The organism is Campylobacter sp. US33a (assembly GCF_004378855.1).
In the GTDB taxonomy this organism is placed as follows: Bacteria; Campylobacterota; Campylobacteria; order Campylobacterales; family Campylobacteraceae; genus Campylobacter_D.
In genome coordinates, this window is record NZ_RYYL01000006.1 from 119,569 (window position 1) to 133,303 (window position 13,735).

General features: G+C 29.6%; 14 protein-coding genes. 12 read left to right on the forward strand and 2 right to left on the reverse strand.

What is annotated here, in order from left to right; translation table 11 throughout:
- Window positions 1-216 precede the first annotated feature (216 nt).
- The gene (locus ELQ16_RS10475) at window positions 217-489 is read right to left on the reverse strand and encodes a Cj0814 family flagellar-dependent secreted protein (protein WP_347876279.1); all 273 of its coding nucleotides are present in this window, start codon (window positions 487-489) and stop codon (window positions 217-219) included.
- Between the two features lie 327 nt (window positions 490-816).
- Between ELQ16_RS10475 and ELQ16_RS05945 the strand changes: the two genes are divergently transcribed.
- Genes ELQ16_RS05945 through ELQ16_RS05955 form a run of 3 tightly spaced genes read left to right on the forward strand, consistent with a single transcriptional unit; the run spans window position 817 to window position 3,833 of the window.
- Window positions 817-2,130 (forward strand): MotA/TolQ/ExbB proton channel family protein, encoded by a 1,314-nt coding sequence (locus tag ELQ16_RS05945; protein WP_134238643.1) that lies wholly within the window; start codon window positions 817-819, stop codon window positions 2,128-2,130.
- Window positions 2,120-2,983, forward strand: coding sequence for an OmpA family protein (locus ELQ16_RS05950; protein ID WP_134238644.1), 864 nt, complete (start codon window positions 2,120-2,122; stop codon window positions 2,981-2,983). The genes ELQ16_RS05945 and ELQ16_RS05950 overlap by 11 nt, the downstream gene beginning before the upstream one ends.
- Entirely contained in the window at window positions 2,961-3,833 is an 873-nt protein-coding gene (locus ELQ16_RS05955) for a 1-aminocyclopropane-1-carboxylate deaminase/D-cysteine desulfhydrase (protein ID WP_134238645.1), read from the forward strand. Before ELQ16_RS05950 ends, ELQ16_RS05955 begins: the two co-directional genes overlap by 23 nt.
- Before the next feature lie 315 nt (window positions 3,834-4,148).
- Here ELQ16_RS05955 and hemW read toward each other — a convergent pair whose 3' ends face one another.
- A complete protein-coding gene (gene hemW, locus ELQ16_RS05960) occupies window positions 4,149-5,216 on the reverse strand; it encodes a radical SAM family heme chaperone HemW (protein ID WP_134238646.1) in 1,068 nt (355 codons plus the stop codon).
- A gap of 91 nt (window positions 5,217-5,307) precedes the next feature.
- Between hemW and ELQ16_RS05965 the strand changes: the two genes are divergently transcribed.
- The 9 genes from ELQ16_RS05965 to ELQ16_RS06005 all read left to right on the forward strand — a co-directional run bounded on the left by ELQ16_RS05965 (window position 5,308) and on the right by ELQ16_RS06005 (window position 13,733).
- Window positions 5,308-5,778 carry an RNA pyrophosphohydrolase gene (locus ELQ16_RS05965; RefSeq protein WP_134238647.1) on the forward strand — a complete coding sequence of 157 codons (471 nt, stop codon included), beginning with the start codon at window positions 5,308-5,310 and terminating at the stop codon, window positions 5,776-5,778.
- Window positions 5,778-6,980, forward strand: coding sequence for an aspartate kinase (locus ELQ16_RS05970; protein ID WP_134238648.1), 1,203 nt, complete (start codon window positions 5,778-5,780; stop codon window positions 6,978-6,980). The genes ELQ16_RS05965 and ELQ16_RS05970 overlap by 1 nt, the downstream gene beginning before the upstream one ends.
- Complete coding sequence (locus ELQ16_RS05975; protein WP_134238649.1) at window positions 6,980-7,513, forward strand: HobA family DNA replication regulator; 534 nt, start codon at window positions 6,980-6,982, stop codon at window positions 7,511-7,513. The genes ELQ16_RS05970 and ELQ16_RS05975 overlap by 1 nt, the downstream gene beginning before the upstream one ends.
- Before the next feature lie 66 nt (window positions 7,514-7,579).
- Window positions 7,580-8,134 carry a DNA polymerase III subunit delta' gene (locus ELQ16_RS05980; RefSeq protein ID WP_243832601.1) on the forward strand — a complete coding sequence of 185 codons (555 nt, stop codon included), beginning with the start codon at window positions 7,580-7,582 and terminating at the stop codon, window positions 8,132-8,134.
- Window positions 8,131-9,273, forward strand: a complete 1,143-nt coding sequence (gene folP / locus ELQ16_RS05985; RefSeq protein WP_134238651.1) for a dihydropteroate synthase — start codon at window positions 8,131-8,133, stop codon at window positions 9,271-9,273. The genes ELQ16_RS05980 and folP overlap by 4 nt, the downstream gene beginning before the upstream one ends.
- Complete coding sequence (gene ligA, locus ELQ16_RS05990) at window positions 9,274-11,214, forward strand: NAD-dependent DNA ligase LigA (RefSeq protein ID WP_134238652.1); 1,941 nt, start codon at window positions 9,274-9,276, stop codon at window positions 11,212-11,214.
- Complete coding sequence (locus ELQ16_RS05995; RefSeq protein ID WP_134238653.1) at window positions 11,211-12,185, forward strand: hypothetical protein; 975 nt, start codon at window positions 11,211-11,213, stop codon at window positions 12,183-12,185. Before ligA ends, ELQ16_RS05995 begins: the two co-directional genes overlap by 4 nt.
- The gene (locus ELQ16_RS06000; RefSeq protein WP_134238654.1) at window positions 12,182-12,928 is read left to right on the forward strand and encodes a TlyA family RNA methyltransferase; all 747 of its coding nucleotides are present in this window, start codon (window positions 12,182-12,184) and stop codon (window positions 12,926-12,928) included. The genes ELQ16_RS05995 and ELQ16_RS06000 overlap by 4 nt, the downstream gene beginning before the upstream one ends.
- Entirely contained in the window at window positions 12,894-13,733 is an 840-nt protein-coding gene (locus ELQ16_RS06005; RefSeq protein ID WP_134238655.1) for a bifunctional riboflavin kinase/FAD synthetase, read from the forward strand. Before ELQ16_RS06000 ends, ELQ16_RS06005 begins: the two co-directional genes overlap by 35 nt.
- Window positions 13,734-13,735: the final 2 nt, after the last annotated feature.

The window sequence follows — 13,735 nt, forward strand, 5'->3', positions numbered from 1 at the left end:
CTTATAGTGCCATTATCATTTTTATAAAATGATGCTCCAATATTTATATGAGAGCTTGGATCAAATATATCGCTATTTTTTTAATATAATCAGCAGGAGCTTTTTCTTTCCAGCTTGGGAAACTTAGGGTTAATTGCTTAGGATTTTGATAGATTTTTAAGTCATCTTCAAAACTTAAAGCATTTTCAAAATCTTTTTCGGAATAATAAACATTTGTTACTTGAAAACTTTTTTATCATAAGAAAATCCTAAAGGGATTTTACTTAAATCTTCAGTAGTAAAATTTCCACTCGGTTCATCAATAAGCTGTGAAAATACCCTATAAGCATTACCTAAACTTTTGGCAATATCCATGCTAGTAAAAAATTTAGAGTTAGAAACCGTAATATAATCTACTAAATTTTCAGCACCTTTAGCATAAATTTTATAATCTTTTGGAATTCCCGCTGCTTCATTAAAATCACTTGTAAAAAAGCCATCTTTATCCACCTCATAACCTAAGATTTTATTTATTGCTTGTGATTTATCGCTTACAAGATTTAAATTATTATTTATGATACTTAGATGATTTTGTATTTGAAGTATTATTGCTAAAAGTATTTGTGTAATTGTAGCTTGAATAAGAATTTATACCATTAATCATTTTGCCACCTTGTAAAAATAGGATTTACAAGATAAATCGGCAAAAATGATTTTTTCGTAAATTTTTTATCTTTTTTGTTTTAAATATTTAATTAAAGTGTGTAAAAATAAAATCCTTAATAAGTTTTTTGCGGTATAATATTTTCTTTTATTTTTAAATTTTAAAGGTTGCTTATGGCTACAAAATCCGACAAAATGATAGAATTAGTCCTTCCAGAAGTTAAAGAAAGAAAAGGTTTTTTGGTTTATTTTAAAATCATTCTCGCACCATTTCTTGCGTATTTGTGTTTTGCATTAGCGTATTTTAACTTTATTTCATTAAGAATTGACTTGAATAGCTTTGCAATGATTAGTATTTTATTTTTCATTGCTTTAATTCTTGCTAAATACAATGCTGAATACGATTCTAATATCTTTGAACAGCAAAAACTTGAATTTAAACAAAATTTAAAACAATATATCATTAAACATTTTTTAACTATAGGCAAAGAGACAAAAGCCAATGCTTCTTTTGATAATTTTGCCTATGATTTTGTGACCAATATCAGAAATGAGCAATTTACCAGTGTGGCAACTTCTATTTTTCCAATGCTTGGTGTTTTAGGAACTTTTATAAGTCTTGCTATTTCAATGCCAAATTTTACCTCCAACGACATTGCAAATTTAGAAGGTGAAATTTCTTATCTTTTGATAGGAGTTTCATCTGCTTTTTATATTTCAGCTTATGGTATATTTTTGGCACTTTGGTGGGTATTTTTTGAAAAATATGGTAAAAACAAAATTCAAAAACTCATCAATCGTCAAAAAAATGCCACAAGCAATTTCTTTTGGACAAAAGAAGAATTGGAGCACCGCTATTTGTACGAAAGTCTAAAGCATTTTGATAAAATTGGACTCATAGTCGAACAGGTAAGCAATCAAGACTTTTTTACGGAACTTGATCAAACCATTAATCGTAAATTTGAACTTTTCCAAGATATGTTTAGCGTTGAAGAAAAAGCGATTAGAATTAGCAACGAGCATATCAAACAAACTATGAATGATTTACACAAAAGCCAAAAAGAGCAAAAAGACATAGGTAAACTTTATTCTGAAATTTTAAATGCTGTTGGTATTTTTAACCAAAATCTCAAAGATGTAAATCTTAGAATGTCTGAGCAATACAATCGCTTGCTTGATATAAGTTCTGAAAAAACTCACCATTTGGATAAAACTTTAAGTTCATTAGATGAAAAAATAGAACTTTTTCAAAGAAATTTCGAGTATTATCAAAAATCTATGCTTGAAAATCAAGAGAAAATATTCAATGGCTTTAAAACAAGCTTATTGGAAGGTATGAAAGAATTTAGAGAGATTTATGAAGAAGAAAAAAGTCTCGACAGTAATTTAGAAATCATGTCTCAATTAAAAAATGAAATTACTGAATTAAATAGCGAAGCAAGCGAAATGATAAGCAAACTCGAAGAAAGCACAAATAATGCAAAATAAAGAAAATAATTTTTGGATACTTTATGCTAATTTAATGGGTGCTTTATTTTTTATTTTTATTTTAATCATTGCGGCCATAGTTATCAAATATGCCTTAACCAAAGACAAATTAGAAGGCACCAAAAACGCTCTTAGTCAACAAGAACAAACCTTAGAGCAAAAAAAACAAGATTTTGAAAAACAAAAACAAATCATCTACACCCTTGCAAAACGATTAGCTGATGTAAATTCAAGTTATGAAAAACTCAATGTAAAAGATCAAGATTTATTGATATTGGTTGGTTTATTGGAAAAAAGGGAAGAGGAATACGAAAAGTTAAAGGAAAAATTTACAGAATTCAGACAAAGGCTTAATAATGTAAATTATTCTAAACAAGAATTAAGCGCCGAGCTTAAAAAAAATCCGAATTTAAATCTCATCATTAACGAAGAGGCGAATATTATTTTAGATTCTGATATTTTGTTTAACACAGATTCTTATATTTTAAAATCAGAAATCAAAGAAAATTTAAGAAAGCAATTAACTCTTTATTTTGATAGCGTTTTAAATAATAAAATTTTTGCCCCAAAAATCGAAAATATTATCATAGAATCTCACACCAATAGTGATGGTTCTTATATGTATAATCTTGACTTGTCTCAAAAAAGAGCTCACGAGCTTTTAAATTTTATACTTTCTTTTTATAAAGATACAAGGCTTCAAAAATTACTCATAGCCACTGGAAAATCATACTCTGAACCTATTTTTAAAAATGGTAAAGAAGATAAAATTTCCAGCCGTAGAATGGAAATTAAAATTCAAATTTCAAATAAAGCTATAGTGCAAGATATTGAAAAACTTATTTTTAACTAAAAGTCCTATTCAAAAAATTACCTTCAAGGGCTTTGAATTTTATATCAAAAGAGATGATTTATTAGGACAAATTAATGGCAACAAAGCTAGAAAACTAGCTTTTTATCTTCATCAAAATTATCCCAAAAATCAACGCTTTATAAGTTTTGGGGGACTTCAAAGCAATGCTTTGGAAGCTCTAAGTATTTTTACAAAGCTTAAAGGCTACAAGCTTATTTATTTTTGCGAAAAAATACCCCAATTTTTAAAGCAAAACCCTTGCGGAAACTATGCTTTAGCTTTAAACAATGGCGTTGTTTTTAAAGAAAATTTACAAGCAAAAAATTTAAAAGAATTTGCCCTAAGTTTTTGTAAAGAAAATGATGTTTTCATTGAACAAGGCGTGGCAAATTTAAATGCGGAATTTGGCTTAAAAGAACTTGCAAAGGAACTTGAAATTCAAAGCAAAAAACTTCAAATTGATTTTGATATTTTCTTACCTTCTGGCACAGGAACTTCAGCAGCATTTTTGGCAAAAAATTCAAATTTTGACATTTATACTTGTGCTTGTGTGGGAGATAGCGAGTATTTAAAAAAACAAATTTTAAATATTTTGCCTAATTTTGATTTTAAAAATTTACATATTTTAAACAGTGTAAAAAAATACTATTTTGCAAAGCCCTATCTTGAATTTTATGAGCTTTACAAACAAATCAAAATAGAATGCAATATAGAATTTGACCTGCTTTATGATATGCTAGGTTTAAATATAGCTTTAAACCATAACTTCTCAAAACCCCTTTTATACATACATCAAGGCGGCATAAATGGTAATACTTCTATGTTCGAACGCTATAAAAGATTGTTTTGATGTTTTGCTACACTCAACATGACGAGATACTTTGTCATACTAAGGGAGTAAATTCGTCATCCTGAGGGAATGAAATGACTGAAGGATCTCTATGATGAAAAACCATAAGTGGTTTAACGGTTTAATGATAAAAAATAGAGTTTTTGATTTTTTAGAGTTTACAAATTTTTTAAGTCCTTTTTAAATATAAGTAAGCTCTAAAAAGTTATAAAGCTTTGTTGATTTGAATTCTTTTTTATAAAATGGAACGAAACTGTGAAAGCAAGGGTTTATTTTAGGCTCTTGCTGGCTATTATCAAATTTAAAAACCTTCATTTATAAAGCAAGATAAAGGGCAATTTCATCAGCAAGTAAAAAATTTAAATTATAAAATCTTGCATTTTCAAATTTCAACTTTTTGTCTTTTAGTAAAATTTGTGCTTTTTCTTTTTGTGAAATTTGCAAACTTTTTTCATCAATACCTACTATGCTTCTTAAACCTAAAAACAAATGCTCTAAATTTAAATCCTTTTCACTCAAATACTCAAGCTCTCTAAAACAAGGATTTTCTATATAGGACTTTAAATTTTTAGCCGTATAAAAACGCTTGTTTTCATAAAAACCAACCCCACTCAAACCACAACCTATATAATTTTTACCTTGCCAATAAGCAAGATTGTGCTTACAAATATAGTTTTCATTTTTAGCAAAATTGCTAATTTCGTATTGTAAAAAGCCAAGTTCTTTGATTTTTTCTATAAAAAATTTCATCAAATGCGGTGCATTTTTTTTAAAATGCTCTTTTTTTGCAAAAGCCGTTTTTGGCTCTATAGTAAGATTATAAGCGCTTAGATGGGTGATTAGGGGTTTGATTTTTTCTAAATTTAAAAGCTCAAATTCAAGCATTTTTTTATCATCTAATTTTGTATCATAAATCAGATCTAAATTTACATTTTTAAATCCTGCTTTATTGGCATTTTTTAAGGCTTTAAAAATTTCTTTTTGACTATGAATGCGCCCTAGAAATTGCAATTTTTTTTCGCTAAAACTTTGTGCGCCAAAAGAGATGCGATTGACTCCAAAATTTTTTATCTCTTTAAGCCAAGTAAAGTCGGCAGAATTTGGATTTGCCTCGATAGAAATTTCAGCATTTTTTGCTAAAAATGGTTGCAAAAATTCAAAAATATTCTCATAGGCCTTTGCCTCGATCATACTTGGAGTTCCACCGCCTATAAAAACAGTATTGATGCTAGATTTATTTATATTAAAATTTGAAATTTGAAGGATAAGATCTTCTTTTAAAGCCTTAAAATAAGCATTTTGAAAATCTTTAAGCCTTAAACTCGTAAAAGAACAATAATGACATTTGCTTTCGCAAAAAGGAATGTGAATGTATAAATGCATAAAAACCTTAAAATTTTTAATTTATTTTAATCAAAAATTGATTGAAAATAAGTTAAAATAGGGGGATTTTTGCAAATTTTTAGGAATTAAGGTGGAACAAGAAAAAAAATATAGACTTAATGTCGCAGCGATAATTCTTTCAAGTGCTTATCCTTTTGAATGTAAAGTTTTAGTCGCAAAAAGAAATGATATGGATAATGTTTGGCAATTTCCTCAAGGGGGTATTGATAAAGGCGAAAGTCCAAGAAGTGCGCTATTACGAGAATTACAAGAAGAAATTGGTACTAATGAAGTGGAAATAATAGCAGAATATCCAAAATGGTTGCAATATGATTTTCCAAGCAAGGTTGCTAAAAAAATGTATCCTTATGATGGGCAAAGTCAAAAGTATTTTTTAGTGCGCTTAAAGCCAAAGGCAAAAATTGATCTAAATACTAAGCATCCTGAATTTGATGCTTATGATTTTGTTAATATAAAGCAAGTTTTTGAAATGATTAATCATTTCAAAAGACCTCTTTATGTCAAAGTGATTAAATATTTTGAAGAGAAAGGTTATATTTAATGCTTATAGTTCAAAAATATGGTGGCACAAGCGTTGGCGATTTAGAACGCATTGAAGCAGTAGCACAAAGAGTAATTAAAAATAAAAAAGAAGGACATCGGCTTGTAGTTGTAGTTTCTGCAATGAGCGGTGTGACAAATCAGCTTATTGAATACGCTGAATTTTTTAGTAAACAACCCAACGGTAGGGATATGGATGTACTTTTAAGCAGCGGTGAAAGAGTGACTTCTGCACTTTTAGCCATTGCTTTAAATGAAAAAGGCTTTCCTGCAATTTCCTTTTCTGGAAGAAATGCAGGTATTATCACAGATAGCATTCATACTAAGGCTAGAATTCAAAGCATTGATACTAAGGCGATTTTAGAGCAATTAGAGCAAGATAAGATCGTCGTTGTAGCAGGTTTTCAAGGTATTGATGAGAAAGGCAATGTTACGACTTTAGGGCGTGGCGGAAGTGATTTAAGTGCCGTGGCTTTAGCTGGGGCTTTAAAGGCTGATTTATGTGAAATTTATACCGATGTGGATGGAGTTTATACCACAGATCCAAGAATTGAGCCAAAAGCAAAAAAACTAGATAAAATTTCTTATGAAGAAATGCTTGAACTTGCAAGTTTAGGGGCTAAAGTTTTACAAAATCGCTCTGTGGAGCTTGCAAAAAAATTAGATGTAAAATTAGTCACTAGAAGTAGTTTTAATGACAATGAAGGAACAATTATAACAAGAGAGGATGGAATGGAACAGGCTTTAGTAAGTGGTATAGCATTAGATAAAAACCAAGCAAGAATTACTTTAAGAAAAATCGAAGATAAACCAGGAATTGCAGCTGAAATTTTTTCAGCCCTTGCAAACGCAAATATCAATGTGGATATGATTATCCAAAATGTCGGAGTAGATGGAGCTACAAATTTAGGTTTTACAGTGCCACAAAACGAATTAGATCTTGCAAAAGAAACAATGAAAAAAGTTCTTGGCGATAATGCTGTTATAGAAAGTGATAGTGCAATAGTTAAGGTTTCTATAGTGGGCGTTGGTATGAAATCTCATTCAGGGGTTGCTTCGGCTGCATTTAGCGCTTTAGCAAAAGAGGGCATTAATATCGGTATGATTTCAACAAGTGAAATTAAAATTTCTATGATAGTGCATGAAAAATACGGAGAATTAGCAGTCAGAGTTTTACACGAAACTTACGGACTTGATAAATAATGACAGATTTTTTAAAATTTACCCTTGAGTGTATACGTGATGGTGGTGCTTCTATGGCTTGGATGGAAGAAAGAAGGCTTGAGTTGGCCCCTTTACTTGCAGCAAGACTTAGATTGTTACTTGAGGGCAAAAGTTTTATTTTTATGTGTGATGAGCAAAGATCTTGGTATGAGGAATATTTTTTAAAAAATATCAATATCCGCTCTTCGCGTCCTATGCTTCCTTTTTTTTCTTTGAATAATTTTTGCAAAAAAAAATTAGAAAGCCAAGAAGATATAGAATTGCTCAATGATCTGTTAGAATTTACCTTTCCTAATGGCTATGTGTATTTTTATATAGGATCTAATTTAGATAAAAAATGTCAAATTGCGAAGTCAAAAAATGATAGCTTACTTTGGCTTTTTGACGAACAATTGCAAAATAGTTTTTATCTTAATTCTAACGATAGCGATCTTGATGTTAAACTCATTACGCTTTTTAAACTTATGGATAAAAGTTTAGATGCGATTTTATTTTCTAAAGTTAGTATTTAAAGGTTGCTCTTGGAATTTATCAGCAAAATCATCATTAGTAGCGAATTTGAAAAAATCACAGAAGAAATGCTAGAAAATTTTAATCTTAACGATTTAAGATTTATCCCAAAAACTCCAGTAAATGAGTTTTTAATTGAAGATGCAAAAGCCGTTGAAAAAGAAAGCTATATAGCCGAAAGAACGCAAAAAATTATCATCATCATGGCACATTCTTTCAGAAATGAGGCGCAAAATTTTTTATTAAAACTTTTTGAAGAACCACCAAAAAATATCAAATTTCTTATCGTAGCACCTTCTAAAAATTTGCTTTTACCTACAGTGAGGTCGCGATTTATTTGTGAAAAACGCAATGAAAAAAAACAAAGACAAGATATAAATTTAAATCTTAAGCAACTTGGCTTAAAAGAGATTTTTAGTTTTTTACAAAGCCATGAAAGCTTAGATAAGGTAGAATTAATGGAACTCATTGCAAATTTAAGTTTGCATTGTGTAAAAGAATTTAATTTAAGTGAAAAAGAATTAGAACTTTTTTATAAAGCCTATGAGTTAGCTAAGTTAAATTCGAAAGCAAATATTTTACTAAGCTCACTCTTACTTAATTTATATGAAGTAAAAAAATGAAATTTTTTAAAATTAACCCAAATACCAATTTTAATTTGCTTTGTTCTTTTATAAATCCGCATAAATTCGGACAAAAGATTATGAGTGAAAAAACACAAATTCACTTCATACTTATTAAAGATCTAAGCGTAAGTGCGGCAAATATTTTAAAGCAAGATGCCTTAAGAGTAGGGGCGGAACTTGTCACACATAAAGAAGTCATCACAGCTAAAATCACGCACTCAAATGCGCTTTTAATGGCGACAAAAGAGCAAATTCAAAAGCTTATAGCTAAAGAAAAACTTCAAGATTTTGGCCTTAAAAATCTAGCTAATTTTTTAGAAAATGATTTTACTAAGCCAAAAAACGCAGAGCTTATGGCAGTCATTAATGTAAATGAAGATAGTTTTAATGAACAAAGCAGAGTAAATGAGAAAAATTTTGAAAAAAAACTTATTGAGTTTTTAGAGCTAGAGCCTGAATACATCGACATAGGAGCGGTGAGTTCTAGACCAAAAAGCGTGTATTGTGGCAAAGAAGAAGAATTTAGAAGACTTAAAGGTGTGCTTGATTTAATTTATAGTCAAAATTATTATGAAAAAGCCATTTTTAGCCTTGATAGTTTTGATGAGTATTGCTTAGAATATGCTTTAAATAAAGGCTTTAAATTTATTAATGATATCAGCAGTTTAAGAAATGTAAATTTAGCTAAACTTGCAAGTAAATATAATGCAAAATATTGTCTTATGCATATGCAAAATGATCCTTTGACTATGCAAGATGATCCAAAATACGATGATTTGCTTGATGAAATGAGTCAGTTTTTTGAAGAAAAACTTGAAATTTTAGAAAGCCTTGGTGTAAAAGAAAGTATTTTAGATGTGGGAATTGGTTTTGGCAAGAGTGCAGAACATAATATGATTTTAATCAAACATTTAGAACATTTTTTAAAATTTAAAAAGCCTTTGCTTGTGGGCGCAAGCAGAAAAAGCGTCATCAATGCCTATCATAAAAGCGAAGTAAAAGATCGCTTAGCAGGGACTTTGTATCTACATTTAAAAGCTTTTGAAAATGGAGCAAGCATCATAAGGGTGCATGATTTATACGAGCATAAACAGCTTTTTGCGTTAGAAAAAGCAATGCAAAGCATAGGAGTTTAAATGACAAAAAAAGAATATTTAGAAAAAGTTGCTTTGGCTGCTTCTTGGATGAGGGCGTATTATGAAAAAGATGAGCCATTAGCAAGTGATGCAGAATATGATGCTTTAATTAGGGAGCTAAGAGAGTATGAAGAGCAAAATGAAAATGAAATTTCGCCTAACTCTCCTACGCAAAAGATAGCACCTACCATACAAAGCGAGTTTAAAAAACTTTCTCATTTAAGTCGTATGTGGTCAATGGAAGATGTTTTTGATGAAAGTGAGCTAAGAGCTTGGGCAAAACGCACAAGATGTGAAAAGAATTTTTTCATCGAGCCAAAATTTGATGGCGCGAGTTTAAATTTGCTTTATGAAAATGGTAAATTAATAAGCGGTGCGACAAGAGGGGACGGCGAAATAGGCGAAGATATCACGCTAAATGTGCAAGAAATTGACAATATCCCTAAAAGTATTTCTTATAAAGAAAAGATAGAAATTCGTGGCGAAGTGGTGATTTTAAAAGATGATTTTGAAAAAATCAATGAAAAAAGAGCCAGTTTAAATCAAAGTTTATTTGCAAACCCACGCAACGCAGCAAGTGGGAGCTTAAGACAGCTTGATACGAGTATCACAAGAGAAAGGAATTTGAAATTTTATCCTTGGGGAGTAGGGCAAAACTCACTTAATTTTAGCAAACATAGTGAGATTATGAGCTTTATAAGAGAGCTTGGCTTTTTAAAAGATGATTTTGTCAAAGTTTGTGCGAATTTAGAAGAGGTTTTAAAAGCTTATGATGAGCTTTTATCTTTAAGAGATGAAAAGCCTATGATGATGGATGGAATGGTTGTAAGGGTTGATGATTTATCGCTCTGTAAAGAGCTTGGTTACACCGTGAAATTTCCAAAATTTATGGCGGCTTTTAAATTCCCTGCTTTAGAAAAAACCACGCGTTTAATCGGGGTAAATTTACAAGTAGGAAGAAGTGGGGTTATCACTCCTGTGGCGGTTTTAGAGCCTGTAAATTTAGACGGGGTTGTTGTAAAATCTGCAACACTTCATAATTTTGATGAAATCGCAAGGCTTGATGCTAAAATTAATGATTTTGTAAGTGTGATAAGAAGTGGCGATGTGATACCAAAAATCACTAAGGTTTTTAAAGAGCGTAGAGATGGTTTAGAACTTAACATTACTAGACCTAAATTTTGTCCCACTTGTAAAAGCGAACTTTTAGATGAAGGCACTTTGATAAAATGCCAAAATATCGATTGTAAAGATCGCCTTGTAAATTCCATCATCCATTTTGTTTCTAAAAAATGCTTAAATATCGACGGACTTGGTGAAAGTATAGTTGAGCTTTTATTTAAAGAGAAAAAAATCACTACACTTGAAAGTATTTTTCATCTTAAATTTAGTGATTTTGAAGGTCTTGAGGGCTTTAAAGAAAAAAAGATTAACAATATTTTAAATGCCATTGAAGAAGCAAGAAATTGCGAACTTTTCCGTTTTATCACGGCTTTAGGTATTGAGCATATTGGAGAAGTGGCAGCTAAAAAACTCGCTTTAAGTTTTGGCAAAGAGTGGCACAAACAAAGCTTGGATGCTTATGCAAATTTAGAAGGTTTTGGTGAGCAAATGGCACTTTCTTTGTGTGAATTTTCGCGTGTAAATAGAACAAGAATTGATGAGTTTTACAAGCTTTTAAATTTAAAAGAGCCACAAATTCAAATCAAAGAAAATAGCGCGATTTTAGGCAAAACCTTTGTCATCACAGGCACACTTTCACGCCCTAGAGATGAATTTAAGACAATGATAGAAGAGCATGGAGCAAAGGTAAGTTCTTCGGTTTCTAAAAAAACCGATTTTGTGCTTTTTGGCGAGGAAGCGGGATCAAAACTTGAGAAGGCTAAGGAACTTGGCGTAAAATGTATAGATGAAAACGAATTTTACGAGCTTTTGCGATGATTATTTTGCTTGCACTTTTTGCTTTTATTGCGACTTGGCAAAATTTTAATTATGCTTTTATTTTTTTATTTTTTCTTTTTTATGCTTTATTTAGGGAGATTTTTGCTTTTTTAAAGCTTAGAAAAAATATCATCAAAGAAGCAACTATTATAAAAAATAGTCTTATTTATCATTTAAGCAGTGATTTTTATATTTATATTATTAGTTTTTTTGTAAGTGTTTTTGTATTTGTATCTTTATTTTTGAATTTAATTAGCTTTGATAAACAAGATTTTATTTTTTTGTTTTTACTTTTACCTTTAGTTTTGTTTTTTTTAAAGAAAAAACTACATTTACAATTTGTAGATAATGCTTATAATGATTTTAGAATCATCATCATTGCTAGTTTTTTCATCGCTTTAACTTATGCTTTTTTTGGCTTATTTTTTGTAAATTTTGATGATTTTAGTTTAAATGATTTTAATGATTTAATCATACATTATAAAAATTCCACTTTTTTTATTTTTGATTTTATTTCACAAATTTTAAATATCTTAAGTGCTTTAAAGATGTATTTTTTACTCTCTTTGGGTGAATTTTGGTTTAAAATTTTTAATTTTTTTATGGATTTTTTTAATTTTTTTATATTGTGTTCGGCTTTGGCTTATATTTATAATTTTGCTTTTAAGGGTGGAAAAAAATTCTATATTTTTACACTTTCTATCATTATGAGTTTTGGGGTATTTTTCTTAGGAGAATCAAAAAATCAAAACTTAAAACCTTTGCAAAAAGAAATCATTTTAATGGGAGAAAATTTGAAATTTTTAAAAGAACAAAATTTAAGTTCTTTAAAACAAGATAAAGAAAATTTAGAAAAAAACCTAAAACAAGTGCAAGAACTTTTAAATAAAAATACCTTTGAACTTGGAATTTGGTGGTTTTCTAAGGAAAAAGAAGATTTGCAAAAAACACTTAATGAGAATTTACAATGAGATATGATTTATTTATCGCTAAAAAATTAAATATCAGTAGAAACAAAGCCTTAGAGCTTATAGAAAATGAAGAAATAGTGTTAAATTCTAGGCTTTTTAAGGCTTCTTTTGATGTGAAAAATTTGCTTAAAAATGATTTAAATGATGATGAAATTTTGTATTGTGAAGAGTTGAATTTAAAGCTTTTGAATGAAATTTATGTTTCTCGTGCCGCTTTTAAACTCAAAAATTTTCTAAAGGATAAAAATATTACAATCCAAAATAAAAACTGCCTTGATATCGGTTCTAGCACGGGTGGTTTTGTGCAAATTTTACTCGAAAATAAGGCTCTAAAAATCACAGCCCTAGATGTGGGAAATAATCAACTTCATCAAAGTTTAAGAAATAATGAAAAGATAAAAGTGCTTGAAAACACGGATTTAAGAGAATTTAAAAGCGATGAGAAATTTGATATTATCACTTGTGATGTGAGTTTTATTTCTTTACATCTTTTGCTTTTTTATATTAATAACCTAGCATTAAAAGATATTATTTTACTTTTTAAACCTCAATTTGAAGTAGGGCTTAGAGCAAAAAGGGACAAAAAAGGCGTTTTAAAAGATGAAAAGGCCGTGCAAGGAGCAAGAAAAGAATTTGAAAAAGCCTGCATGAAATTAGGCTGGATTTTAGTCTCAAGTGAAGAATCAAAAATCAAAGGAAAAGAAGGCAATGTGGAATATTTCTACCACTACGCAAAAAGATAAAATCACTTCTATTGCGATAGGTTGTTTTGATGGAGTGCATTTGGGGCACAAAAAACTGATTTCGCATTTAGATGATTTTGGAGTTCTTTTAGTCATCGATAAATTTAAGGGTAAAAAGCTTTGCGATAATGAGCAAAAAGTATTTTTGGCAAATAAAAATCTTATAGAGCTTGACTTTGAGAGTATTAAAAATTTAGATGGTAGAGAATTTTTGCAAATTTTAAAAAAAGAATTTATAAATTTAGAAAAAATTGTCGTGGGCTATGATTTTTCTTTTGGAAAAAATAGGGCTTTTAAGGCGATTGATATTGAGAAATTAAGTGAGATAAAAACCATTATCGTAGATGAGTTTAGCATTGATAAAATCGGCGTTCATTCAAGTAAAATAAAAGAATTTTTAGAGCAAGGCGATATAAAAAATGCTAATCTTTTTTTAGGCAGAACTTATAGCATTAAAGGCAAAGTTATCAAAGGGCAGGGGCTTGGAAAAAAGGAACTTTTTGCGACTTTAAATTTAAAATGCGATGAGTATTTTTTGCCCAAAAATGGAGTTTATGCTACTTTTGCAAAATACAAAAATAAAAGCTATAAAAGCGTGAGTTTTATAGGCATTAGAAGCACCGATGAGAGCTTTGCCATAGAAAGTCATATCATAGAAAATTTTGATGAAAAAGTAAAAACAGATGATGCAATCGAGCTTTTTTTTGTGGATTTTTTAAGGCAAAATCAAAGATTTGACGACCTTAAACTTTTAAAAGAGCAAATCGCAAAAGACATAGAAAAAGCTAAAAAACTATTAGGATAAAA